Genomic DNA, 24,847 nt, shown 5'->3' with positions numbered 1-24,847 from the left:
AAATAAGAACAGCCTTCCGATCCGCAGGATGCGGCACTGGAAAACCTTGAGTGTTTCTTTGCTCATGCCTCTACTCCACGGTCCGGATCGGATTCATGAAGTCAAAACTCCCCGGCTTGGCGCCGAGTGCTTTTTCTATGATTGTTTGCATCACCAAGCGCCTTGCACGGAGTTCGGTCTCGGAGAACCCAAACATGCTGCCGTCGGTCAGGAACTGCGCACCAGTGAAAAGAAATTGGATCGTTTCAAGTGGCCTATCGACCTCGAAAACACTTTCACCAACCCCCTGTTCGACGATCTGCGCCAGAATCGGTGAGAGTTGGAGAACGGTCTGAATGTTGGTGAGTTCGTGAAGCTCGCGGTTCTCTGGAAGGTGCAGCATTTCGGCGACTTCAAGGCTGCCGTCGTCGCCGATGTGGCTGTTTCCCAAGAGAGCTTCCATCTTCTGCATTGCTGTCAGTGAGGGTTCGTCAGCAATGCCTTTGGCAGACTCGACAATTTGGGCGAGGGTTTTGTCAACGATTGCTTCGAGGATGTCCGGCTTGGACTTGAAATAGTAATAGAAGGTCCCTTTTGCGACGCCGATCTCGCGAATGATCATCTCCACCGAGCATTTGGCATAGCCATGCTCGCGAAACAGCCGATCCGCTGTTTCGACGATTTCGGCGCGCCGTTCTTCAGGGGCTTTGACGATTCGTGCCATTATGATCCTCCGTTGGTCACTTGTTACTGACCGACCGTCAGTCAGTCAAGAGCAAGCTTAACTTCGAAGACTGCGATCTGACGCAGAATGGTCGTTCAGATTGTCGGTTGTATTCGTGAATCGGGCTCTGAGTTGGCTTGCGGCATTGCAGAGCAAGACTGGGCAGAGACGTCGCCTGAATGTCGACTTCCAACTCTACGGCACGTTGAAAACGCATGCAGCGACGGAACGGGGCCGGGCGCGCGTGCGGCAATTGTAGGCACTTGGTTTTGGTCGTCAGTGGACCAACGGTCTTGGCCGCTTTGGGTTATGGGAGCGTCATGGAATGCGTCTCGGAGAGGGGGCGCTGCTACACGCCGCCAATTGATCGAATGTGGTTCCAGACCTCATTGACCCCCTCGCGGATCTTTAAGTTGGTGAATTGCGTGGGCAGGTTTGGGCGCATCCGGGCCGCGTCGCGGTCCATCACCTCAAGGCTTGCGCCGACATGTGGGGCCAGGTCTGTTTTGTTGATCACAAGGATGTCCGAGCGCGTCACGGCGGGTCCACCTTTGCGGGGGATTTCCTCGCCCGCGGCCACGTCAATCACATAGATCGTGAGATCGGCAAGTTCTGGGCTGAACGTGGCGGACAAGTTGTCTCCGCCGCTTTCAATCAGCACGATTTCCACATCCGGATGCCGCTCAACCATTTCTGCCACGGCCGCCAAATTGATCGAGGCATCCTCGCGGATCGCTGTATGCGGACAGCCTCCGGTCTCGACCCCGATGATCCGGTCCGAGGGCAGGACCTGCATTCGCACCAAGGCCTCGGCATCTTCCTGCGTGTAGATGTCATTGGTGATGACACCGATCGAATGTGTATCCCGCAGCATTTCGGACAACGCAGCGGTTAAGGTGGTCTTGCCGGCACCCACTGGGCCGCCGATGCCGATGCGAAGTGGGCCGTTCGGGCTGGTCATGAGCGAAAGATCCTTGAGTACTGGGTTTCGTGTTTCATCGCGGCGATGTCAGACAGGAAGGCGGTTGCGCCGAGGTGATCCAGATCGCCATGCGCGGTTTCTTGGGCAAGGTCGGGCAGGGTGAGGGACAAGCGGCGCAGCATGGCTTGGCCAGCTGTTTGGCCAACGGGCAACAGCCGCTGACCAGCCGCGACCAAATTGGACAGAAAGGCCTGCAGATACATTGTTTGGGTTAGCGCAAGTGGCAATCCGTTCCGTGACGAGGCCGCCCCAAGCGCAACAGGATAGGTAAGACCGGACAGGTCACCGCCCCAGATGCCACTTGTAATCAAGGCAAAGCTTGCACCTTGCTGGGTCGTTTCCAAGAGGCGCTCCTTGGACGCCGCGAAGGCGCGCGCGATCTCGTCAATCTCGGCGATCATATCGGCGGTTTTTGCTCGCCAGGCGGCTGCCAGAATAAGGGTGTCGGACCGTCCTGCGCCGTGCCACATCACGCCTTCCAGCCAAGCCTCAAGACTGGGCGCATCCGTGACCCAGCCTTGACCGGCGGCGGCTTCAAGCCCATGCGAATAGGCAAACGACCCCACGGGATAGGCCGGGGACAGCCACTGTGTGAGGGTTAGGAATTGCGTCTCAGTGGGCGTGGCCATGGGTCCGTCCGTGGCCATAAGCGCCGCCTTCGGGCGTGAAAGGCTCGACGACGTCACGCAGGGTCGCGCCGAGCTGCTCCAGCATGTCGCGCAGGACGTGATCATGTTGGATCAGCAGGCGACCGTCTTCGATCTGGCAGGGGGTGTGGCGATTACCGATGTGCCACGCCATACGGGTCAGATCGCCCGTGACTTCCATCAGTGCTTCGCTGGCCGGGACAATCTCGATCAGGCGGCCGTCATCCAGTTGGAACGCATCACCACGGTTCAAGGAGGCCGTCTGGTCCAGATCGACAAGAAACTGGATACCGCCATTGCTGGTCAGCACTTTGCGGCGCAGGAACCGGGCATCATAGTCCAGCGTCACATGGTCGTCGCCATGATGGCTTTGCGTCACGGTGCGGGTGGTGGGAAATTGCATCAATTGCTCCTTAGAACATGAAATAGCGCTGGGCCATGGGCAGCACTTCGGCGGGTTGGCAGGTCAACAATTCACCGTCCGCGCGCACCTCGTAGGTTTCGGGGTTTACCTCCATCACCGGCGTGGCATCGTTCAGAAGAAGATCCTGTTTGCCGATGTTGCGCGTGTTCGTGACGGCAACTGTCTGCTTCGCTAGGCCCAGCGTTGACCGAATGTCGGCGCTTTGTGCCGCCTCACTAACGAAAGCCACTGCCGAATGCTCAACCGCGCGGCCATACGCGCCGAACATGGGACGGGAATAGACCGGTTGGGGCGTTGGGATCGAGGCATTCGGGTCACCCATCTGGGCCATCACAATAGTTCCTGACATCAGGACCATTTCCGGTTTCACGCCGAAGAACGCCGGATCCCACAGTACCAGATCGGCTCGTTTTCCTTCGGTGATCGACCCGATTTCGTGGCTGATCCCGTGCGCGATGGCCGGGTTGATCGTGTATTTCGCGATATAGCGGCGGACACGGAAGTTGTCGTTGTCGCCAGTTTCCTCGGCCAGCCGACCGCGTTGCTTCTTCATCTTGTCGGCGGTCTGCCAGGTGCGGATCAACACTTCACCGACGCGGCCCATCGCTTGGCTGTCGCTGGCAATGATCGAAAAGGCACCCATATCGTGCAGAATGTCCTCGGCGGCGATGGTCTCGCGTCGGATACGGCTTTCGGCGAAGGCGACGTCCTCGGGGATGGATTTGTCCAGATGGTGACAGACCATCAGCATATCCAGGTGCTCTTCCAACGTGTTCACCGTGAAGGGGCGGGTGGGATTGGTCGAGCTGGGAAGCACGTGGTCTTGACCGCAAATCTTGATGATGTCTGGCGCATGGCCACCGCCCGCACCTTCGGTGTGGAACGCGTGGATGGTGCGGCCTTTCATTGCCTTTACGGTGTGTTCGACGAACCCACTTTCGTTCAGCGTATCGGTGTGGATCATCACCTGCACGTCCATCGCATCGGCCACCGACAGGCAGCAATCGATGGCGGCGGGCGTTGTGCCCCAATCCTCGTGCAGTTTCAAGGCGCAAGCGCCGCCCAATACCTGTTCCTCAAGCGCGGCGGGCAACGAGGCGTTGCCCTTGCCCGCGAAGGCCAAGTTCATGGGGAACGCGTCGGCGGCCTGCAGCATCCGCCCGATATGCCAAGGGCCGGGCGTGCATGTGGTGGCCAGCGTTCCATGAGCTGGGCCGGTCCCACCGCCCAGCATCGTGGTTAGGCCGGAATGCAGCGCATCATCAATCTGCTGTGGGCAGATGTAATGAATATGGCTGTCGAAACCACCAGCGCTCAGGATGCGGCCTTCGCCTGCGATGGCCTCGGTGCCGGGGCCGATGATGATGTCGACACTGGGCTGCGTGTCCGGATTGCCCGCCTTGCCAATCTTGTGGATGCGCCCGTCCTTCAATCCCACATCCGCTTTGTAAATGCCCGAATGGTCCACGATCAGCGCATTGGTGATGACGGTGTCTACGGCGCCCTCTGCCCGTGTGGCTTGGGATTGTCCCATCCCGTCGCGGATCACTTTACCACCGCCGAATTTAACCTCTTCGCCATAACTGGTCAGGTCGCGTTCGACCTCGATCACAAGGTCGGTATCAGCCAGTCGAAGCCGGTCGCCCGTAGTGGGACCGAACATAGCGGCATAGTCTTGGCGTGAGATTGTGGCGGGCATGGTGGGTTAGTCCTTGGATTTGGCTTTCGAGGTGAATTCGGGCACCTCGGGTTTTGATGGCGCGCGCGAGCGGCGGGATTGGCTTGGCTTGCTGTCGCTCGCGGCAGCTTTTGCGGTCGGTTTCCGCTTGGAGGGGGCAGCATTGGATTTGGTTTTGTGTGTAGCCACCTTCGCTTTGGGTGCTGATGGCTTGGCCTTGCGGGCGACGGTTTTGGACGCGGGCGCAGGGGCTTTGGTTGCCTCAGCTTCAGTTTTGACTACGGGCGCTTTCGTTTTAGGAGTCACAGGTTTCTTCGCGGGCGCAGTCACCTTTGCCTTTCGCGGCACAGGTTTGGCGAGAGGGGGCGTCACCATTGCTTCGGGCGCCAACAAATGGATCATCGGGTTGGCATTAAGCATTGTGAAGTAAGCTGCCTTTAGCGCCTTTTCTTGGCGGGCCAGAACCGATTGCGTAAAATAGAGGGCCTCGAACGTGGCACCTACTGAAATTGCTGCGATATTCATTGTGGTCTCCATTGGTCGATTGGTGGTTACAGATCTCCCATGATCTGTTGGTTGAAGCCGAAGACGCGGCGATCTCCGGCCATTGGAACAAGTTGCACTTCGCGCCGTTGGCCCGGCTCGAAGCGAACTGCGGTGCCGGCGGCGATGTCCAAACGATGGCCGCGCGCCGCCTGTCGATCAAAGTCCAGCGCGGGGTTTGCTTCGGCGAAGTGATAATGCGAGCCGACCTGCACTGGGCGGTCGCCTGTGTTGGCCACCATCAGGGTGATCGAAGATCGATTGGCGTTCAGGGTTAATGCGCCCTCGGCAGGGAAAAGTTCGCCGGGGATCATGACAGTTTCCAGACGACTGCAATCAACAGGACTGACAGTACAAGGCCCAGCAGGTCCGCGGCGTGAAAATGAAGAAAGTCATCGCTGTGGGCGAGGGCCGGCGTGGCGACGAGACTAAGGGGAAGAGCATATTTCATCGTGTGCTCCTTTCAACGGATTGGGTTGTGAACGGTCACCAGCTTGGTGCCGTCGGGAAAGGTCGCCTCGACCTGAACGTCGTGGATCATCTCGGGGATGCCTTCCATGCATTGGTCGCGGGTGACCACATGGGCGCCTTCCTCCATCATGTCGGCGACCGAGCGGCCATCGCGGGCCCCTTCGACCACGGCGTCGGTGATCAGGGCGATTGCCTCGGGATGGTTCAGCTTAACGCCGCGCGCCAACCGTTTGCGGGCGACCTCGGCTGCCAGCGCAACCAGTAGCTTGTCTTTTTCTCGGGGGGTCAGGTTCATCTTAGATCATCCAGCATCTGGGCAGTTGGTTGTGTGTCAGGCGGTTTAGGATCGGGATCAGACTTTGCCGCAGCTTGTGGCTGTCGGTGGCAAGGATACGGCACACTAGAAGGTCGTCCCCGATCACGGTTGCGCCGGCGTGGTCAGGCAGCATTGCGCGCAAAGGATCGATCTGCCCCTGCGCGTCGGGCGCGACATAGGCCAAGAAAGCCATCGCGCGCGCGCCATTTGCGATATGAGGGCGATCCAGATGCGCGGCCATATGCCCGTCAAATCGGGTGGCATCCAGAAACAAGGGCTGGTCATCGCGCCGGAGCTCGATGCGATCACGCAGGCGCAGGTCTTTCAGCTCTTCACCCATTGCCTGGCGACCGAACACGATCGGCTCGACAACAAGTGCCTTCGCGCCATGGGCCAGATTGACCGAGAGCTTGCGATCCAGAGCACTGCGGTCAAACACGATGGTCTCTTGCGGGACCCAATTGAGACATGCGCCGGGCGCGACCTGCAGATCCGTCCGCATCCGCCCGAATTCTGTCGGCTGGGCGCGATAGGCCCGTTCCGAGGCTTGGGTGGTCAGCGTCAGACTGCATCCCAGTGCAACTTCAGCTGAGATCTGGAAGCTGTCACCGCCGGTGATTCCGCCCGCTGTGTTTACGACGACGGCCTCTAACACATCAGATTTGGGGCGCGGGAACAGGCAGCGCAGAGACCCTGACTGGCGCAGACCGTCCAAGACGGACCCGCGTGGTCCCGGCTTGACCGACAGGGACACACGACCAATTGCGCGCGGTTGAACCGGCTTGGCCGTCGGGGTGGATATAGGTGTGGACAGGGTTATAGCGGGCCTCATGTGGCTGGCGCCGGTATTGGCGCTTCCCCACTTTCTTCCGAAGGGCGCGCGCGCGATTCCACAAAAATCCGCTGACGCTGCACTGCAAAACTACAATTGCCCGGTTTTTAATGTTCTCTGCCGTGCTCAGCCAAAAAATTAAGCAGTCGCATGCAGGGCACGGAAAAATCATGGCCTAGGGATTGCGTTTTTCGCCGCAGCGCAGAATCGCTATTCATGTCCGCCGAGAGCGATCTTGGGAAACGGGTGTGTGACGACCAGACGAATTGCAGCTCGGAAAGGTCGCCACACGGGTGCAACAGAAGTTGCGGGGACTGGGTACGGAAAGATGCGCGTTGACGCAAGCACCCCCGACCCCCTCCGCCTGGAGAAATACATGACTATTCTGAGAACCACACTGACGACCACTGCCGCAGTTGCCGCGATGACCGTTGCGGCCCAAGCCGCCGACTGCCCGGTCAAGGTCGGAGTTTTGCATTCGCTGTCGGGCACGATGGCAATTTCGGAAACGACGCTGAAAGACACGATGCTGATGCTGATCGAGCAGCAGAACGCCAAGGGTGGCGTGCTGGGGTGCGAGATCGAGCCGGTCGTCGTAGACCCCGCCTCGGACTGGCCGCTGTTTGCCGAAAAGGCGCGTGAGCTTCTGACCGTGCATGATGTCGACGTGATCTTTGGCAACTGGACATCGGTGTCGCGCAAATCCGTGCTGCCAGTGATCGAAGAGCTGAATGGCCTGCTGTTCTACCCGGTTCAGTACGAGGGCGAGGAAAGTTCGAAAAACGTGTTCTACACCGGTGCAGCTCCGAACCAGCAGGCTATCCCTGCAACCGACTATTTCCTGGAGGAACTGGGGGTCGAGAAATTTGCTCTGCTTGGCACAGACTATGTCTACCCCAGGACCACCAACAATATTCTAGAAAGCTATCTGCAGGATAAGGGCATTGCTGCTGACGATATCTTCGTCAATTACACCCCGTTTGGCCATTCCGACTGGTCGAAGATTGTGTCCGATGTGGTTGCATTGGGCGCGGACGGAAAGAAAGTCGGCGTAATCAGTACTATCAACGGCGATGCCAACATCGGCTTCTATAAAGAATTGGCCGCGGCCGGCATCTCGGCGGATGACATCCCGGTCGTCGCGTTCTCGGTCGGCGAGGAAGAGCTATCGGGTCTGGATACCTCAAACCTGGTCGGCCACCTGGCCGCGTGGAACTATTTCCAATCCGCTGAAAGTGACGCCAACACCGAATGGGTCGCCGCATGGAAGGCGCGCATGGGCGAAGAACGTGTCACCAACGATCCTATGGAAGCACACTTTATCGGCTTTAACATGTGGGTGAATGCGGCCGAAGCCGCTGGCACCACAGATGTGGATGCTGTGCGCGGCGCCATGTACGGGCAGGAATTCCCGAACTTGACCGGCGGCACTGCTGTCATGCTACCCAACCACCATCTGGCTAAACCGGTTCTGATTGGCGAAATCCTGGAAGATGGTCAGTTTGACATCATCAGCCAGACCGAAGAAGTGCCGGGCGATGCCTGGACCGACTTCCTGCCTGAATCCGCCGTTCTCAAGTCCGATTGGAAAGAGCTTGGCTGCGGGATGTACAACACCGAGACCGCAAGCTGCGTTCAGATGAACTCGAACTATTGATCGCAACTGTCCCGGAGGGGTTCTCTCCTCCGGGGCCTTGAGGCATGAGCATTATGAAACGTCCCCTCCTAGCTGGGCTTCTGGTCCTGCTGACCACTCTGTCCGCCTGGGCGCAGAGCACACCGGTGCAGGATATCCTGCAGCAGCACAGTGACTTGATCGTGAAAAGCTCGCGCAAGACGATTGAGCCCGCGATCCAAAGCGTCGCCGCCAGTGGCCTTCCACAAGCACAAGATGTGATGCAGGCCTGGCAGGCAAAGAAGATGTGGATGCGCACCTCTGACGGGCTGTTCTTTCGCGCAGATAAGCTGGATGCAACGACATATCGTCTGTTCGATTTCGATACGGGGGCCGTGGTTGGGGACAGTCCGAAATCGGACCTGAAACAGATCAAACCCAACAGTGGTGTCCGCGCATTGATCGCAACTGCGCTGGTGCGGTTCCAGCTGATGGATCCGGACCCGGTGCTGCGCGCCGAGGCATTGTCGGCCATTGAGCGTGCGCCAGACGGAAAGCTTCTGGAGCCCTTGCGTGCCTCGATCGACAGCGAGAGAGATATGGTCTTGCAAGCCCGAAAGATCAGGATCGAAAGACTTCTGACGATTGCCTATGACCAAGATGAACCGACCCGGATTGCCGCAATTAACGAAGTGTCAGACGACCTTGGCCTTGATGTGCGCGCGACCCTGAACCCGCTGGTCACTACAAAGCTGACAGCCTTTGCCGGGGATATCCCGGACACTGTGAATGTCGCACGCATAATAGAGCCAGGACAGGATGCCTTGTCTCTGGACGTCGCCTATGGGCTGCTGGTCGCGGAGGGTATGGCCCCTGCGCAGGTAATGCGGGATGACATCCGCGCCGCCCTGTTAGAACACAGTAATGGCACCCGCGTCGGAGGCATGCCGGTCGCACAGTTGGATACTGATGCTGCCCGGTCCCGCGCGTATACGGCCTTGATTAACGCCGGTCTTGTTCCGCCATTGGTCAGTGACACCGATGTTGCGACAAGCCTTGCCGCCCATAGATTTGCCGAGATCTATGACGAACCCTCTGCCGCGATCACCACCGCGGCCCAGGACGCTCTGGATCGCATCACCACACGGGTCGCTGCGGGTCAGGCCATTGATCTGACACTAGACGCGCTGTCGCTTGCCTCGATCTATTTTCTGGCTGCAATCGGCCTTGCGATCACCTTCGGCGTGATGGGGGTCATCAACATGGCCCATGGCGAGTTTATCATGATGGGCGCTTACACGGGCTACGTTGTGCAGCAAATGGTTCCGAACCACACCGTGTCAATCCTGCTGGCCGTGCCTTTGGCATTCGCCGTGACCTTCGTGGCCGGTGTCGCGATGGAGCGCCTTGTCATTCGATGGCTTTATAACCGCCCGCTGGAAACGCTGCTGGCGACCTTCGGCATCTCGATTGCGCTGCAACAGTTGGCCAAGAACATTTTTGGGACACAGGCCCGTCCGCTGACCGCGCCGGGTTGGCTGGATGGGGCATGGGTGCTGAACGACGTGGTGTCGATCAGCTATATCCGTATCGCGATCTTCGTTCTGGCGCTGATCTTCCTTGGCGTTTTCCTGTTCATCATGCGCCGCACGCGCTTGGGTCTGGAAACCCGCGCCGTGACGCAGAACCGGTCGATGGCGGCCTCGATGGGAATCAACCCGGAACGCGTGAATATGCTGACCTTCGGCCTTGGATCGGGCATTGCAGGTATTGCAGGCGTGGCTATCGGCTTGTTCGCCAAGGTCACCTCGGAACTGGGCAGCGACTATATTGTGCAAAGCTTCATGACGGTTGTTGTCGGCGGGGTCGGCAATATCTGGGGCACGCTGGCCGGGGCCACAATGATCGGCTTCTTTCAGAAAGGGGTCGAGTGGTTGAATCCCTCGAACACGCTGGCCGCTCAGACCTACATGATCGTCTTTATCATCATCTTCATCCAGTTCCGCCCACGGGGCATCATCGCCCTTAAGGGCCGCGCGGCGGGGGACTAAGCCATGCCGAATACCTTTCTGACACGCACCCCCTCGAACATCATCTTCCTGATCGTGCTTGCCGTGTTCGCGCTGGGCGTGACCGTTCTGGCCGAGGGCTCGGGTATCGGGTTCATCTCGACCAGTTTCGTGAAAACTCTGGGCAAGACACTGTGCCTTGCGCTTGTCGCCGTGGCGATGGATCTGGTCTGGGGTTACACCGGCATCCTGTCCCTGGGGCACTTCGCGTTCTTCGGGCTGGGGGGCTATATGATTGGCATGTGGCTGATGTATGCCCGCACGCATGGGATCGTCGTCAGCTCGATGGCCGATGCGCCAATCCCACCCACCGAGAACGAGATCGTCGATGCCATCGGCAACCAGATCTTTGGCGTGGTCGGGTCCAGCGAGTTTCCTTTGGTTTGGGCCTTTGCCGACAGCTTCGCGATCCAGATTGTTCTGGTGGTCGCCGTGCCCGGATTGCTTGCACTTGTCTTCGGATGGCTCGCTTTCCGGTCGCGCGTGACCGGCGTCTATCTGTCGATCCTGACCCAAGCGATGACCTTGGCGCTGGCGCTGTATCTGTTCCAGAACGACAGTGGGCTGCGGGGCAATAACGGCTTGTCCGGGCTGCAGAACCTTCCGGGACTGGATCATGTGCCGCAAGCCCAGATCTCGATCTGGTTCTTCTGGGCCTCGGCCGTGGCACTGGCGCTGGGCTATGTGTTCGCGGCGTGGCTGGTCTCGGGCAAGTTCGGATCGGTCATGCGCGGCATCCGGGACAACGAAGCGCGAGTGCGCTTTCTGGGCTACTCGGTCGAAGGATATAAGCTGTTCGTCTTCACGGCCACCGCGATGATCGCAGGCGTGGCCGGCGCGCTCTACTATCCGCAAGCGGGTATCATCAATCCCGCCGAGATCGCACCCATCGCATCCATCTATCTGGCCGTTTGGGTCGCCATTGGCGGGCGCGGGCGGCTTTATGGAGCTGCCATCGGCGCGGTGTTTGTCAGCCTTGTGTCTTCGTGGTTCACGGGTGGACAGGCGCCTGATCTGAACCTTGGATTTTATACGCTGAAATGGGTCGATTGGTGGCTGATCGTACTGGGATTCAGCTTCGTGCTTGTGACGCTCTTTGCGCCAAAGGGGGTCGGAGGACTGGTCGATCTGTGGACGGATCGCAAAAGCCCCGACCGTCACGGGGCCGATCTGGGCCCCGATGCTGGTGCACTACGAGAACAGGAGGCCAGCCAATGAGCCGTCTTCTTGAAGTCTCGGGCGTGTCGGTCAGCTTCGACGGGTTCAAAGCGATCAACAATCTTAGCTTTGCCATCGGTGACGCGGAAATGCGTGCCATCATCGGGCCGAACGGCGCGGGCAAGACCACCTTCATGGACATCGTCACTGGTAAAACGCGACCGGACGAAGGGCGCGTGACCTGGGGCGAGCGTAATATCTCGCTTCTGGGAATGTCCGAAGCCCGGATTGCCCGCGAAGGGGTAGGGCGCAAGTTTCAGAAACCGACTGTGTTCGAGGATCAGACCGTGAAGGAAAACCTGCTGATGGCGCTTCAGGCCAATCGCAGCCCCTTCACCGTAATGTTCTATCGCGCAAGCGCTCGGGATCTGGCCCGCGTCGATGAACTGGCCGAGGAAATCGGCCTTTCAGATGCGTTGAGCCGAAAATCGGGAGAGCTGAGCCACGGACAGAAGCAATGGCTGGAGATCGGGATGCTACTGGCGCAAGAGCCGCGCTTGTTGCTGGTCGATGAACCGGCCGCAGGTATGACGCCTGCAGAGCGCGAGCATACGACTGAAATTCTGGTTGAAGCGGCCAAGACCCGGGCTGTGGTCGTGGTGGAGCATGACATGGAGTTCGTGCGCCGTCTGAACTGCCGCGTCACTGTGCTGCATGAAGGGTCGGTGCTGGCCGAAGGCAGTTTGGATCACGTGACCGCGAACCAGCAGGTCATCGACGTTTATCTGGGGCGCTAATCATGTTGAATATCGAAGATTTCACTCTGCACTATGGCCATTCGCAAATTCTGCACGGCGTGTCCTTGGACGCACAGGCCGGGGCCGTTACCTGTGTCATGGGCACGAACGGCGTGGGGAAGACCAGTCTGATCCGCGCGATCTGCGGGATGCATGCCCGGTCTGGGGGGCGCATGGTTCTGGACGGGGAAGACCTGCCGCCAATGTCTGCCCACGCTCTGGCCAAGAAGGGTGTCGCCGTGGTGCCGCAGGGGCGCGAAATCTTTCCGCTTCTAACCGTGCGGGAGAACCTCGAAACCGGGTTTTCGTGCCTGCCCGCCGCTGATCATCGCATCCCGGACGAGGTGTTCGACCTGTTCCCGATCCTCAAGGATTTTCTGGACCGGCGCGGCGGCGATCTGTCCGGCGGGCAACAGCAGCAACTGGCCATCGCGCGGGCAATCATCACCCGTCCGAAGCTTCTGTTGCTGGATGAACCGACCGAAGGCATCCAGCCCAATATCATCCAGCAGATCGGCGATGTCATTCGCCTGTTGCGGGGCAAAGGGGACATGGCGATCGTGCTGGTCGAACAGTATTTCGATTTTGCCTATGACCTTGCTGACAGCATCGTCGTGCTGCGTCGCGGAGAGGTCGTATTCTCGGGCCGCAAATCCGACACGAGCCGGGCGGAACTGTTGCCGCAAGTGTCCGTCTAACCTCTGCTCAATCAACAGGCAAACCCGTTACAAATGCGTCGTTTGCAATGTTTTTTTTACCAATCGGTCTAAAAATAATGGGGCGCGTCTGGACCCCGATCTCGGATGCTCAACAATGGGCAAAACCCTATGTGAAATCACAGGAGATCAATGTGTTTCTAAGAACTGTTGCTGCCATCGGTGCAAGCCTTGTCCTCAGCGCCACGGCTCAAGCCGAGACGCCCCTTCCGTTTGCGTTGGATTGGAAATTCGAAGGTCCGGCTGCCCCCTATTTCGTCGCGATCGACAAAGGCTATTTTGCTGACGCTGACCTGTCGGTCGAAATCACTGCCGGATCCGGGTCGCTGGATGCGATCCCAAAGGTGGCAACGGGTGCGTTTCCGGTTGGTTTTGCGGATATCAACAGCCTGATCAAGTTTCTTGATCAGAACCCCGGCGCGCCGGTGACCGCTGTGATGATGGTCTATGACAAGCCGCCCTTTGCCGTGATCGGCCGGAAGTCATTGGGCGTCGAAGCGCCTGCGGACCTCGCGGGCAAAGTGCTGGGCGCTCCTCCCCCCGATGGGGCTTGGGCACAATTTCCTATCTTTGCGGCTGAAAACGGTCTGGATATGGATGCGATCACGGTCGAGCCCGTGGGCTTCCCGACCCGCGAACCCATGCTGGCAGGAGGCAACGTGGCCGCGATCACCGGATTCAGTTTCTCGTCTTTCCTGAACCTTGTCCGTCTGGACGTGCCCGAGGACGACATCTCGACCATCCTGATGGCGGACTACGGCGTAGACCTTTATGGTAATGCGGTCATCGTGAACACCGAATATGCCGCCGCGCACCCAGACGAGATCAAAGGATTTCTGGGCGCGATCGCCAAGGGGTGGATGGATGCCATCGCGGATCCCGCTGGCGCGATCACCAGCCTAATAGAACGCAACCCGGCTGCCGACCCCGCGTTGGAACAACGTCGTCTGCAACTGGCAATCGATGCGAATGTTGTGACCGATTACACGATGGCAAACGGTATGGGCGGCGTGGATAGCGCGCGGTTTGCCAGTGCGCTGGACCAGATCGCCACGACGTATGAATTCCAGTCTGCCCCCGAAGCGGCATTGTATTTCACCGATGCATACCTGCCCGAGGGTGGTTTTCCGCTGCAATGACTGGAGCGGGCCGCGCGGGGGAACCCGCGCGGTCCACCATTGAAGGCAAGCTTATGTATCCCATGATCAAGATTGAAGGTGTGCGCCACGCCTATCAGACACCCACGGGGCCATTGCCGGTGCTCGACGGGTTAGAGATGTCGCTGGACGAAGGCGGGTTTGTTGCCGTGGTCGGCCCGTCAGGTTGCGGCAAGTCCACACTGACCCGGTTGGTGTCAGGCCTTATGAAACCCGACGAAGGCCGCGTGATGCTGCATGGCGAGGTCGTGGCCGGACCACGGTCCACCGTGGGCATGGCGTTTCAGAACCCGGTCCTGTTGGAATGGCGCTCGATCCTGCAAAACGTGATGCTACCACTGGAGATCGTGTCGAATTCGCTGTCGAAATCTGACCGGGTCGAACGCGCGCGCTATCTGTTGTCCTTGGTCGGCCTTGAGGGGTTCGAGGACAAGCGCCCCTCGGAACTGTCTGGCGGGATGCGGCAGCGGGCTTCGTTGTGTCGGGCGCTTGTGCACAAGCCCGAGGTGCTGATCTTGGACGAACCCTTCGGGGCACTTGATGCGTTCACGCGCGAGGATCTGTGGCAGACCATGCACAAGGTCAAGGAACAAGAGCCCTTCACCGGGGTGTTGATTACCCACGACCTGCGCGAGGCGATATTCCTTGCCAATCAGGTCATCGTGCTGTCGGGGCGGCCCGCGCGCACGCAATACGTCCTTGATGTACCAGATACCGGCCCGCGGGATCTGGAACATCTTTACACACCCGAAGCCGCCGAGATGCTGGCCACCTTGCGCCACCAGATCGAGATCGCGCAAGGTCGCGCATCATTGGATCAGGAGGTCGCGTGATGTCACTGCGCAGTGCATTTGTCCCCGCTACGGCTTTGATCGTATTCCTTCTGTTGTGGGAGGGGCTGGTCTGGGTCAACGGTTGGCCCAACTATAAGATGGCCTCGCCGTCAGATTTGAGCCCAGCCTTCACCAAGCATTGGGACTTGTTCCTTGTCATGAGCTGGCAAACCCTATGGCGGACCGTGGTCGGGCTGCTTTTGGCCATTATCGTCGGTACCGGGCTGGGAATGCTGATGGGGTTCTCTCGCCTGATGCGCGATGCGCTTTATCCCTTGTTGGTTGGGTTCAACGCCATCCCGAAAGCAACTGTGGTGCCAATCGTTGCGTTGATGTTCGTGGGTCAACATGACTTCAACACGGTGCTGATCGCCTTCATGATCAGCTTCTTCCCAATCGCCGTATCGGTCTCGATTGGATTGTCGACGCTGGAACCTGAATACCGCGACATCCTGCGGTCGCTTGGGGCCAGTCAGGCCACGATCTTTTGGAAAATCGCGCTGCCGAAAACCTTGCCCGAGTTCTTCGGTGCGTTAAAAGTTGCAGTCACCTTGGCCTTCATCGGTACCAACCTGATGGAGATCGTAAGCCCCCACGGTCGTGGCTTAGGCGCGCTGTTCGATAGCGGCAAGACAAACTCGGATTATCCGCTTATGTTCGCGGTGCTGGTCATGTTGGCGTTCTTGGGAATTGTGCTGTTCTATGTGGTCGTTTTCCTTGAGCGAATTTTTGCAGGCTGGGCAGATAGGTAGCGGAAATTCTAGCGCAAGTTTTGGGTGCTGGTTTTTCAGAAGCGCTGAGTTTCCAATTCTATCATCGGTCACAATTGTCTCGCACATTTGGAGCTGAACCTGTCCGATCTTTGACCGCCGATGGCAAACTATGAATTGTCACCCTCCGGTCACCACTTCCAAACTCAAAGACTTCCGACAAAACTGCATGAAAGTGCACCTTTCGTTAGTTTCGCCAAACTTCCAGTGAGCCTTAACTTTGGTTCAATTCCGTCCACTTCCCTTCAACCACCTCAACTGGCCTGACAAACCAATCTCGCCCATGGCATGCAAGAGGTCAGCGGTTCGAGCCCGTTAGGCTCCACCAAAACGCTCTCCTAGATTTTATAATGGTTTGAACCGGTTAGACGGTATCCGTCTACCGTTCGCGCATTGTGTCACCATTTCGCATGCAATCCTGTGTCACCTCTGTGTCACTCATTTGGGGGCCCTCGAGCTGGTGCAGCTTCGAGACGTGACACTTGAATGACCAAGGATTTCATGTTCGCGTGGTGACAGTGCTCGCACGATGTAGCCGGTTACCTCGATAAGGTCTCAGGATTCCTTCGAAGAGTGTTCGAGTGAGATCGTGGATTTCTTGCAAGGCTATCGGAGCTTCAAAGACGCCAAGCAAGAGGTCAATTCTTGACGGTTAAAGAGGGAGGCGTATTCGCTGAGCCGGCAGGAAGCGGGCGCACCTGTACATGCTCGCGAAGGATCACGGTCTTTCGAAGCGCGAAGATTTCAAGTTGAGCCGCACCGTCGTTTTTACAGCGTGGCGCAGATTCTGCGCTAGATATGGGGCAGTCATTCTAGCCTAACTGAGAGAAGTTCGAATTAGTCCGGCGGCACAATTCAATCCGCCAACCCGGAGAAGCGGAGACCCAAGTTCGGTGTGTAAGACAATCCGTGACCTTCAGGGCTATAACCCAGAGTTCGCAATGGCCGGTCGGGCAGATTGCCATTCATTGCATCCCAATCCACATATTTGTCGAAATCCGCCATGCGCTCGCGCAGTTCTTCTAGTGCAAAATCCGATCGCATGCCTCTCAACATGTCGCCTGGGTCAAGGATATGTCGTTGCATCTGGGGTGCCAGGTGCGCAAATTCGGGCTTCAGGACAATGACCATACCGTCGTCCAGCGGGACCACCTCCAGTGCGTTGGCCGAATTGGGATTGGTCGATGGTCGGAACCCGAAATTGTCCGCTTTCAGGTCACTCACAACGATCCCTTTGGCATTGAGAGGTCTGACGAAACTGTTCAGGGCCGCTTTGCGTTCTGCACCAATTCCCTGTCCGGCCGCTTCTAAAGCGTTGGCAGTATCGTTGAAGGAGTCTGGCCCACGTTCCAAGACGCTCAATCGGCCACCCGACAGAGGCATTTCTCCATTCAGTTGGGATCCGGGGGCGATGGAATACCGTTTGTGCAGCTCTGGAATTGGAACGACGCCGGACATGCGTTCGCGGCCAAGATCGTCAAGGTGATTTGCGACGGGATCCCATTGACTTGTTTTAAGAACATTGGGCTTCTGATCCGCCCCAAATACCGTTGAAGTTGCTCCCTGACCGATCTGTGCCTTACTCGGCACCTCAACTTGGCGACCGCCATGTTGGAAAAGATAATTACCGTCCGCATTGCGGGAGATGTGAACTGGCTGTGGATCGGTGGGGACAATTGCTGGTCTGGGCGAGCCTTGCAGTGAGCGGGCGAGCTCTTCCGGCGACAATCGTGCGGTGGCGTCTTCCGTTGCGCCTGCCCCCGGTAGAGTAGTTCGCGCGGGTTGGGGCGCTAGGGGTGTTTCACCAACGGCGGAAGGCTGCGCTGCAGTGCGTACTTCTGTAAGCGTCTTGATCAGCGGTGCCTCGGCTCCGGCCATTTCCTCGGGCGTAAACTTTTGCGTGGCTGGCGCGCTTTTCGAGGCTGCAGGCGGTGTGGCCTGTGCCGCAGCCAATTCCTCTGGAGTAAATTGTTGAGTGGGCGCGCGTTTGGTTTCGGCTGCTTGCTGGGCCGCCTTTTCAGCTGCCGTCATCCGAACGGTTGGTGCTTCGGGCGAAGGCAAGCTATCGGGTGACATACGTGCCGTTGGAGCTGTCTTTGCAGGCAAGGATTGGTTTGGGGTCGGTGATAGCGGTGCCTCGGCCCCGGCCATTTCTTCGGGGGTGAATTTTTGCGTGGCAGCGGGATCTTTGCCCGTAATTGATTGCGCAGCAGCAACGTCTTCCGGTGTGTAGCGCTGCGTTTTCGCAAGGGGATCGGCCTGTGCTGCGCCATCTGCGGCCAGTCTCTTGTCAAGCTCCGCACGACTGTAGCGACCGGCTTGTCCACGCTGTCGCGGTTGCGTGGCGAGCTCCGCCGGGTTCATGGGCGCTTCAGACGCGAGGGCATTCGCTTGTGCACCGCCAGCATCGGGCGCACGGGGGGGCGTAGGGGAGGCGGTGGCCGCGCTGGGCGGTGGCTGATTCATGTAGCGATCGATGGCGGCGGCCCGGTTTTCCGGAGGCACGCCCATTTCTGCGAAATAGTTGTTGAGCCCCTTGCGCAGACCTTCTTGGTTGATCGCCCCGTTTTCATAGAGCTTTGCGGGATTGACCCCCGATTCAAAAGCGCCAGCGGCGATTGCTGCATCCTTGTCGCGCGCAGCAGCACGTGAACCGAAAACGCGCGCCAAATGCGGGTCGACGCCTGCAGCTTCCAGTGCGTCCTGAGCCTGACGTGATGGCGATGCTGTTCTAAACTTTGGTGGTTCGCCCGGAGGCAACGGGCTGGCGCCAGATGTTGGAGGAACATGGGTGGTCGTTTTGGATGGGTCCAAGGGCGGGGGCTGCGTTGCGTCGACGGAAACGATGCCTTGATCCGGATTGGTTGTCGTCTTGAGCGCATCACCACTTGCATCGGCCCCGTCATCCAAAAGCCGACCGGCAGTACCAACTTCATCAGATGCGCTGCTTGCAGTGCGCCCGAGGTCACCGGTAGTCTCTGACAGTCGCGCAGCATCAGCAGCGGTGTTTCCCTGTCGCGCAAGATCACCAACTGTGTCGGCAGCGCGGGTTGCATCACCGGCTTTGTCGAGCACCCCTAGCCCTCGCGCGGCTTGACCCGCACGGGCGAGGCCTTGGATAACGACTGCCTCACCGCCCACGATCATCGTGCCTCCTTTGGCGCCAAGTCGCGTCGCTTCGCGCATGCCGCGTTCACCTTGACCGGCAAGGTTTTCGAATTTGCGCCCCAGTTGATCGCTTCCGGTTTCAGAGAGTTTCTCTAGGTTTTCATTGAAGTTTTCGAAATAGCCCCGCTCGTTCAGTCGATCATCGGCGCCACGTGTTCCCAAATCCTCGATCTTGTCTCCAAACCTGGAAATCTTTTCGGTTGTATCGCCCTCGAACCCATCAAACCCGTAGAATTCGGCATTGAGGTCAATGGCTCCTTTGCCGATGTCATATGCGCCGCGCAGCCCTTCCTCGACCGCTTGGCCAATGCCTTTGGCGGCGGATGGGCCGTATTTGATTATGTTCTCAAGCTGCTCTTCGTCTGACATTGTGAGGACGTCAGTGAAAGCTTCACCAGCTATCTCGCCAAGCGAAGGCTCTTTGGCGATGTTGCCACTTAAAGTGCGCGCATCTTTTTCAGCTTGGCTTTGGTTTTGTGCTTCCTGAGGCTCGCGGGCGAATTGTTGATCCGGAAATCTGGCCCTAATCACCTCATCAGGATCTCCGCCTGCGGCGATAATCTGGTCGTCCAGCTCGCCCTCATTTGTCGGACCAATGCCATCCTTGCGGTTCTGTTCAAAAGCGCGGTTGTGGTCTTTCCAGCGGTTATGCTTGATCGCGACCATACGCTCGAGCCAGGTATCATACGCATAAAGATACCGATCGCGGTCTTCTTTCAGTTTGGCGATTTTGTCGGCTTTGTCGGGATCGTCACCCGCCTGAAGCGCGGCTATCTCGTCGTCGTATCTCTTGAGGTTCTTTTCATAGGCCAGCATTCCTTTTTGAATTTTCTCATCCTGCTTGACCCACGCAGCGGCTGTGTCGATTGCCGCTTCGCGACGGCGTTTTTCTTCTGCGGCCAACAGCTTCGGATCTGACTTGATCGCGTCCATATGGCGCTTGTGCTGCGCGCCGGCGAGCTTGTCTAATTCGGCGTCATAGTCGTCTTTCGCGCGGCGATGGGCGCGCGATATCGCTTTCAACTCGCGATCACAGGTTCCTTTCGCGTTCTTCAGATTGTTGAGATGTTCGTCCGCTCTGAAAAACTGGGCGACGACATCAAGAACACCGCCGTTTGCATTTATCCGTTCCTGCGTTTTGATTTTCGCAGCCACTCGATTGCACTCGGTCTTTTTGTCTCGCAATGCATTGGCTGTGCGTGCAACCAGATCTGCTTTTTGCACGAACGGAATACACGCCCGCGGAAGCGTGGCGCCATCTGTAATCGGAGGTGCGATGAATGTATCATCTTCACCGCGCACATTGAGGGGGATCGTGTATCCTGCCCCCCCCGCCATCAGTTGCGAAAGGGCAGGGCCAGTCACTTGAAACGGCGGCGATTTGCGTAGTGCTTCAAGGTTGCTTCGCATTGTGCCTTCTACGCGTTTGGCATCAGCGGCGCTAAGCGCTTTCGATGACTGGTAGTCCGGGCGACCAACAGGAACTGTGTGGATCTCTGGAGGGTTCCCGGGTCTTAGAAGCCTGCGAAGCGGTACGGTCGCGGTCACTTTCGCATCTGCAATGGACCTAGTGCTTTCAGCCTCAGGGTCGGCGACCTTGTCGGCTTCGGTACTATTTCCCAGCAGAACAAGACCGTTGTCAGATGTGTCGCGGTTCGGATCGATCGTTTTTTCTAGGGTCTGGAAGCCCGGCTCGCCTGCTTGTTCACTGGGCGTAAAAGGCATCAGCTCCGCGTCCAATGACTTTATGGGCTCGGTTACATTGCATGCCAACGCTCCCGTTATGCCGCCGCCGCTGCATGGGTTGTCCGCGGGTCCGCCATTGGTCCAGTCATTGGACAGGTCGATGTTTTCCATGGACGCTGTCCTGCTATCAGATGCAAGGCCAGGTTTTACTTTGGCGTCGTTGACCACATAGGTTAGCGATGCAGGCCCGAGATCGATAAAGCCACCGATCAAGTTGCAATCTGGCGCGGGTGAGTTTTGTGATGCGGCAGGTGCACCAATCAGAGATATCAGCAGCGCCGTAGCAAGCGTGTGGCGTTCGGACGTGAACAACCGAGACACCAAACGGCGATCACGTTCGTGTGGTGCGTCACATGCTTGTCCCATCTGCTTTCCTCTCTCTAAGTCTGAGCTATGCCCTAGCTTGCACTGCCACGAGATCATCTACTGAAATGAAACCTCTCCGAAACGAACCCTGCTTTCAAATGCGAAGGGGGAATGATGAAGGGGGAAGCTGATCGTCCAGGCATTTGTTGGCTCGCCATCCACATCCTTTGTTTCGAAGAATACGTCCAGAACAGCATCCGTTGCGCTTATATCTGCAGTCTTGCCGGAATATGCGTGGATCCCATTGGACAGGGTGCCGACGAACTCAAGCGGATGGGCGTCAGTCCCATTTCTGAATTCCACTTTCTTGATCATCTGAATGGCCCCGCCTTCGGCATTTGCCTGAATCATTTCAGGATCGCGCGCAATTATTGCCCCCAATTCACCCTCAGTATGCCCGGTTGCCTGTACAGAGATTCCGAACAGAACGCTCTGTGATTCAGGTTCGATTTGAATGCGAAGGTCAACAAGGCCCAAAGCCCAAACTTGCCATGTATCCGCGGCATCGATTTTGAAAGGCTGCATGAACATGCGTCGCATCGCATTGCCGGTATAAGGACCGGGATCATAGTAACCGCTTGTCGTGGCGACCCGTCGGTAGGCCAGATAGTTCTGGACGCCCGGCTCGGACTGTACGTCGCGGAGCGCGGTATCGACCCATTGATCCGGCGCTGGATCAAACAGCCGACTATAGATGAAGGGAATGTCCAAGCTTAAATTCTGTTCGGCTGCGATGGCGAGATCTTGAGACGCAAAATGCCAAGGAAGTGGAAAGACCTCTGAACCATTGAAAAGCGTGGTTTCGACCAGGTCCAACGCGCCGGCTTCGAGGTGGCAATTTGACATTCCCGACGACAAAGCTGTTGAAGCCCACCAATTCGGACGAATGTGGTCTATCCAAACCGCATACTGCAGAAACTCGTTGTAGATACGATCGAGAAGATCAGGGTCCGGAGACCTGCCACTCAGCGCCTGACAGACCATTTCGGTCATCTCAGAAAAGTTGTACTCTCTTCCACTCTTAAGGAAAAAACCAAGAAGCTCGGACGGATCGCGAAGTGCCGGAGCGAGTTCCATCAGGTAGTAACTGTTGACCTGAATTGGAAATGAAAGCGCGTGAGGAGATGTCGACTGCCCGGTCGCTGCGTAAAAAAGCGCCTCGTCGATTGCGTCATCTAGCTGGACATGAACAGAAGAAGGTTGGCGGTCTTTTCCTTCAAGGTATCTAATTTTCTCTTCGCGATAAGCCGCAACGATTTTCAGAGATAAATCATGAAGGTCAGGACTGCCGAACCGTAGCAATGTTGAAAAGGCCCGCGACTTGTCCCATTCATCAAACGAAGGCGAGAAGTCATCCGTTGGTAAAGCATACAAGAGAGCCTCTAAAGCCGGCCGGTACCCTTTCGCGGCGAGTTCATTGACAACAAAGGGGTACAGATCGCCATCCGCACCATTCATGTATTGATCGAACAGGGCGGCCGATCGGCCTGTCGCAAGGGTGTTTAGCCGCGCTTCGATCACAATGGCGGTCTTGGCCAACGGTCTCCATGCGTAGGTCACGCCTTTTTCTTCAAGTGAAGCTGCCTTGGTGAGAAGCATCTCGGCATCATCCAACGTTCCAATCGCCGCTAATCCATCGAGCGCTGGCTCCAGAACCCGCAACGTCAGACTGATTGTATGAGACCGCACATCACGGTCTAATTCCTTGAGGTTTTTTCCATCCAGGAGCGTCACGATTTCACTGTAAGTGCGATTTGCGATCTGCCGGAGCTCTTCAAGCGCTTCCGCTCTGTCTTCGGAGGTTAGCCCGGGCCGAGACACTGCAATGACTTCTTCGTCGTGGTAATAGGGCCAGCGCGACAGCAGCATTGAAGAGATTTCGTCAGGCGCGCGCAGTTCGAAACCGTCGGTGCGATAGTGTTGCTCATCCTTGGTGAAAACCCCGAACGGTCCCGGTTTGTAGGCCGCGGTTAGATAGGCCTTCGGTTCGTCTGCGGTCAGTTCAATCGTTTCGCGATCCCCATTCGCTCTTTCAAGTACATACGAGCCAAAGCCTAGATCCATCGGCAGATCGGCAGCAGTAAGCTCTATCATCCATTCGACTTCGCCTGACGACTTGTCTAGTCGCCCCAAGTCACCCAGAGCGACAGAAGGAGCAGGCAACACAACAGCCCCCACTTTTCGGCCAAGCAAATCAAGGCCAGACTGAGCTTGCGCAATCGTGCTTGTGGTTAGAAAGGTTACCAACAGGCCGAAAAATAGCTTCATATCGCCGTTCCAAATGAGTGAAGTATCCAAGAAAAGTAGCTGAGGCCGGGGAAATTGTCACCAAAATTGGGGCGCGAAGCACCACTACACTGGCACTGCTAGGGGGGCATTGCACATGTTGCGGGGGGCTAAGGGCGAGACTGGAAATTGCTCGAGGCCGAAAAACGCGTTAGGGTCACAACTATCAACAACACTTCCCGAAGGCTCTTATTTTGACGCGACCTGCGAAGTTTTCGATATTCTCGGTGACACGCCTACTGGCGATTTCGATCTTGTTTTCGACCAATGCATCGGCACAGGTCACCGACTGTTCCACGCTGAGTCAAACCGGTTGTCTAACCTCTACAGAGTGTATTCTTGCGCAAGATTTGCCTGGAAAGGCGTATCAGTGCAAAGCACCCTGGGACACCTGCCAAATTGGATTTGCGCAGGAAGTGCTCGATGATAGCGGCCATTTCGCCCTTCCAAATTCTTGGAGAATTGCTTCTGAGCAGTGCGAAGCGCGCGAAGGGTGCACATACGTTTCTTCGGGGGCTTGCTATTGTCCACCGGGCCTCTCGTGCATTTGCGGAGGCGGTCCACCGCCGGACTGCAGAACGACGGGGTCAACCTCGCTAACCCCGCCCTCAGGTGAATTTGTCATTGTGGACATTCGATCGGTAGCTGGTGTCGCAACGACACAGATTCAGACACCTGAAGCGATCGGAAAAACCATACGTCTGGGCGCCGACGCCCTTTCGATGGACGGGCTTGGATGCGACGAATGGAAAATCGAAACCATAGCATCACCGATGAATATGTGGGATCCGCTTCTGGCCGATGTCCTGCTTGGCCCCGCAGACGACAAAGTTCTTGATTGGGACAAGCGGACCCTGAACGGGTGGAGTTATGTCTGCGAGGGTGAGCGCTTTTTGGAACTCCTTGAAGTCGACAGCCGGGTTTTGGTGATTTCCTGGGCAAACGGCTCGCTGAACTTGATTGCCGAAAAGGCACTGAAGCCCGAGCAAATTGAACAGATACAAAAGGCCCTGATAGACGCGAAACTCTATTCGTCGGACCCTTCAGGAGTTCTGGACAAGGAGACACAAGACGCCATCAGCCGCTGGGCTGAAGGTCACATGTCCTCTGATGCTCCTTACCGCTTCTTCAGAACGACGATTACCGAAAACCTGCTTCACCTTATGGGGGTGCCTGATGAGTAGTCGATCCGTGTCAGAAAAATCGGTTTGAGACGGGCAGGGTGATGAACGCAACCGGAGCATCATTTGGCGAGCTGACCGCGATCGGCGGCAGTATAGCGCCGCGCTATTGGTCGGAAGAAGGCCTGGGCTGAGAAGCGCATTCGCCCTAATCGCCACCCTTTCTGGAAATCCACAACTTGGTTCAAATTCGTCCACTTCCCTTCCGTCACCTCAACTGGCCTGACAAACGTATCTCGCACATGGCATGCAAGAGGCCAGCGGTTCGACCCCGAGGTACTGAATGCTGCAGCTTGCATGAAGGGCAGAAGGAACGATGTGAAAACCGCTCTCTGGATCATCTTGGTTTTGCTTTGATGAAACGGGTTGGCGGCGGTTGGTCTTTGATG

At 57.4% G+C, this 24,847-nt stretch carries 21 protein-coding genes; 9 read left to right on the top strand and 12 right to left on the bottom strand.

Annotated features, from left to right (window positions below; all coding sequences use genetic code 11):
* Positions 1-70 precede the first annotated feature (70 nt).
* From ALP8811_RS11290 to ALP8811_RS11250, 10 genes are all read right to left on the bottom strand, one after another.
* Positions 71-703: a TetR/AcrR family transcriptional regulator gene (locus tag ALP8811_RS11290; protein ID WP_108857203.1), complete on the bottom strand. Its 633-nt coding sequence runs from the start codon at positions 701-703 to the stop codon at positions 71-73.
* Positions 704-1,052: 349 nt separating this feature from the next.
* Positions 1,053-1,664: an urease accessory protein UreG gene (gene ureG / locus ALP8811_RS11285; protein ID WP_108857202.1), complete on the bottom strand. Its 612-nt coding sequence runs from the start codon at positions 1,662-1,664 to the stop codon at positions 1,053-1,055.
* The gene (locus ALP8811_RS11280) at positions 1,661-2,314 is read right to left on the bottom strand and encodes an urease accessory protein UreF (protein ID WP_245924624.1); all 654 of its coding nucleotides are present in this window, start codon (positions 2,312-2,314) and stop codon (positions 1,661-1,663) included. The genes ureG and ALP8811_RS11280 overlap by 4 nt, the downstream gene beginning before the upstream one ends.
* The gene (locus tag ALP8811_RS11275; protein ID WP_108857200.1) at positions 2,298-2,735 is read right to left on the bottom strand and encodes an urease accessory protein UreE; all 438 of its coding nucleotides are present in this window, start codon (positions 2,733-2,735) and stop codon (positions 2,298-2,300) included. Before ALP8811_RS11275 ends, ALP8811_RS11280 begins: the two co-directional genes overlap by 17 nt.
* A gap of 10 nt (positions 2,736-2,745) precedes the next feature.
* Positions 2,746-4,455 carry an urease subunit alpha gene (gene ureC, locus ALP8811_RS11270; RefSeq protein ID WP_108857199.1) on the bottom strand — a complete coding sequence of 570 codons (1,710 nt, stop codon included), beginning with the start codon at positions 4,453-4,455 and terminating at the stop codon, positions 2,746-2,748.
* 6 nt (positions 4,456-4,461) lie between these two features.
* Entirely contained in the window at positions 4,462-4,959 is a 498-nt protein-coding gene (locus tag ALP8811_RS11265) for a hypothetical protein (protein WP_108857198.1), read from the bottom strand.
* 26 nt (positions 4,960-4,985) lie between these two features.
* The gene (locus tag ALP8811_RS11260; protein ID WP_108857197.1) at positions 4,986-5,291 is read right to left on the bottom strand and encodes an urease subunit beta; all 306 of its coding nucleotides are present in this window, start codon (positions 5,289-5,291) and stop codon (positions 4,986-4,988) included.
* On the bottom strand, positions 5,288-5,428 hold the full coding sequence (locus ALP8811_RS16370; RefSeq protein WP_181363742.1) for a hypothetical protein: 141 nt from the start codon (positions 5,426-5,428) through the stop codon (positions 5,288-5,290). The genes ALP8811_RS11260 and ALP8811_RS16370 overlap by 4 nt, the downstream gene beginning before the upstream one ends.
* 12 nt (positions 5,429-5,440) lie before the next feature.
* Positions 5,441-5,743, bottom strand: coding sequence for an urease subunit gamma (locus ALP8811_RS11255; RefSeq protein WP_108857196.1), 303 nt, complete (start codon positions 5,741-5,743; stop codon positions 5,441-5,443).
* Between the two features lies 1 nt (position 5,744).
* Complete coding sequence (locus ALP8811_RS11250) at positions 5,745-6,596, bottom strand: urease accessory protein UreD (protein ID WP_108857195.1); 852 nt, start codon at positions 6,594-6,596, stop codon at positions 5,745-5,747.
* A gap of 376 nt (positions 6,597-6,972) precedes the next feature.
* On the opposite strand from ALP8811_RS11250, the gene urtA reads away from it, so the two are divergent.
* The 8 genes from urtA to ALP8811_RS11210 all read left to right on the top strand — a co-directional run bounded on the left by urtA (position 6,973) and on the right by ALP8811_RS11210 (position 15,693).
* On the top strand, positions 6,973-8,253 hold the full coding sequence (urtA, locus tag ALP8811_RS11245; RefSeq protein WP_108857519.1) for an urea ABC transporter substrate-binding protein: 1,281 nt from the start codon (positions 6,973-6,975) through the stop codon (positions 8,251-8,253).
* Positions 8,254-8,306: 53 nt separating this feature from the next.
* On the top strand, positions 8,307-10,262 hold the full coding sequence (urtB, locus tag ALP8811_RS11240) for an urea ABC transporter permease subunit UrtB (RefSeq protein ID WP_108857194.1): 1,956 nt from the start codon (positions 8,307-8,309) through the stop codon (positions 10,260-10,262).
* A 3-nt stretch (positions 10,263-10,265) separates the two neighbouring features.
* Positions 10,266-11,498, top strand: coding sequence for an urea ABC transporter permease subunit UrtC (gene urtC / locus ALP8811_RS11235; protein ID WP_108857193.1), 1,233 nt, complete (start codon positions 10,266-10,268; stop codon positions 11,496-11,498).
* Positions 11,495-12,235 (top strand): urea ABC transporter ATP-binding protein UrtD, encoded by a 741-nt coding sequence (gene urtD, locus ALP8811_RS11230; protein ID WP_108857192.1) that lies wholly within the window; start codon positions 11,495-11,497, stop codon positions 12,233-12,235. Before urtC ends, urtD begins: the two co-directional genes overlap by 4 nt.
* 2 nt (positions 12,236-12,237) lie before the next feature.
* On the top strand, positions 12,238-12,933 hold the full coding sequence (gene urtE, locus ALP8811_RS11225; RefSeq protein WP_108857191.1) for an urea ABC transporter ATP-binding subunit UrtE: 696 nt from the start codon (positions 12,238-12,240) through the stop codon (positions 12,931-12,933).
* Positions 12,934-13,010: 77 nt separating this feature from the next.
* Positions 13,011-14,090, top strand: coding sequence for an ABC transporter substrate-binding protein (locus ALP8811_RS11220; protein WP_108857190.1), 1,080 nt, complete (start codon positions 13,011-13,013; stop codon positions 14,088-14,090).
* A gap of 53 nt (positions 14,091-14,143) precedes the next feature.
* Positions 14,144-14,941, top strand: coding sequence for an ABC transporter ATP-binding protein (locus ALP8811_RS11215; protein ID WP_108857189.1), 798 nt, complete (start codon positions 14,144-14,146; stop codon positions 14,939-14,941).
* Positions 14,941-15,693 carry an ABC transporter permease gene (locus ALP8811_RS11210; protein ID WP_108857188.1) on the top strand — a complete coding sequence of 251 codons (753 nt, stop codon included), beginning with the start codon at positions 14,941-14,943 and terminating at the stop codon, positions 15,691-15,693. The genes ALP8811_RS11215 and ALP8811_RS11210 overlap by 1 nt, the downstream gene beginning before the upstream one ends.
* 873 nt (positions 15,694-16,566) lie before the next feature.
* Here ALP8811_RS11210 and ALP8811_RS11205 read toward each other — a convergent pair.
* Both ALP8811_RS11205 and ALP8811_RS11200 read right to left on the bottom strand, forming a co-directional pair.
* A complete protein-coding gene (locus tag ALP8811_RS11205; RefSeq protein WP_146184019.1) occupies positions 16,567-20,736 on the bottom strand; it encodes a hypothetical protein in 4,170 nt (1,389 codons plus the stop codon).
* A gap of 312 nt (positions 20,737-21,048) precedes the next feature.
* Positions 21,049-23,289 carry a hypothetical protein gene (locus ALP8811_RS11200; RefSeq protein WP_146184018.1) on the bottom strand — a complete coding sequence of 747 codons (2,241 nt, stop codon included), beginning with the start codon at positions 23,287-23,289 and terminating at the stop codon, positions 21,049-21,051.
* A 215-nt stretch (positions 23,290-23,504) separates the two neighbouring features.
* Between ALP8811_RS11200 and ALP8811_RS16270 the strand changes: the two genes are divergently transcribed.
* On the top strand, positions 23,505-24,461 hold the full coding sequence (locus tag ALP8811_RS16270) for a hypothetical protein (RefSeq protein WP_146184017.1): 957 nt from the start codon (positions 23,505-23,507) through the stop codon (positions 24,459-24,461).
* The last annotated feature ends 386 nt before the right edge of the window (positions 24,462-24,847 follow it).

The sequence above is a fragment of the Aliiroseovarius pelagivivens genome (assembly GCF_900302485.1).
Classification (GTDB): Bacteria; Pseudomonadota; Alphaproteobacteria; order Rhodobacterales; family Rhodobacteraceae; genus Aliiroseovarius; species Aliiroseovarius pelagivivens.
This window is presented reverse-complemented; position numbering and strand designations above follow the sequence as displayed.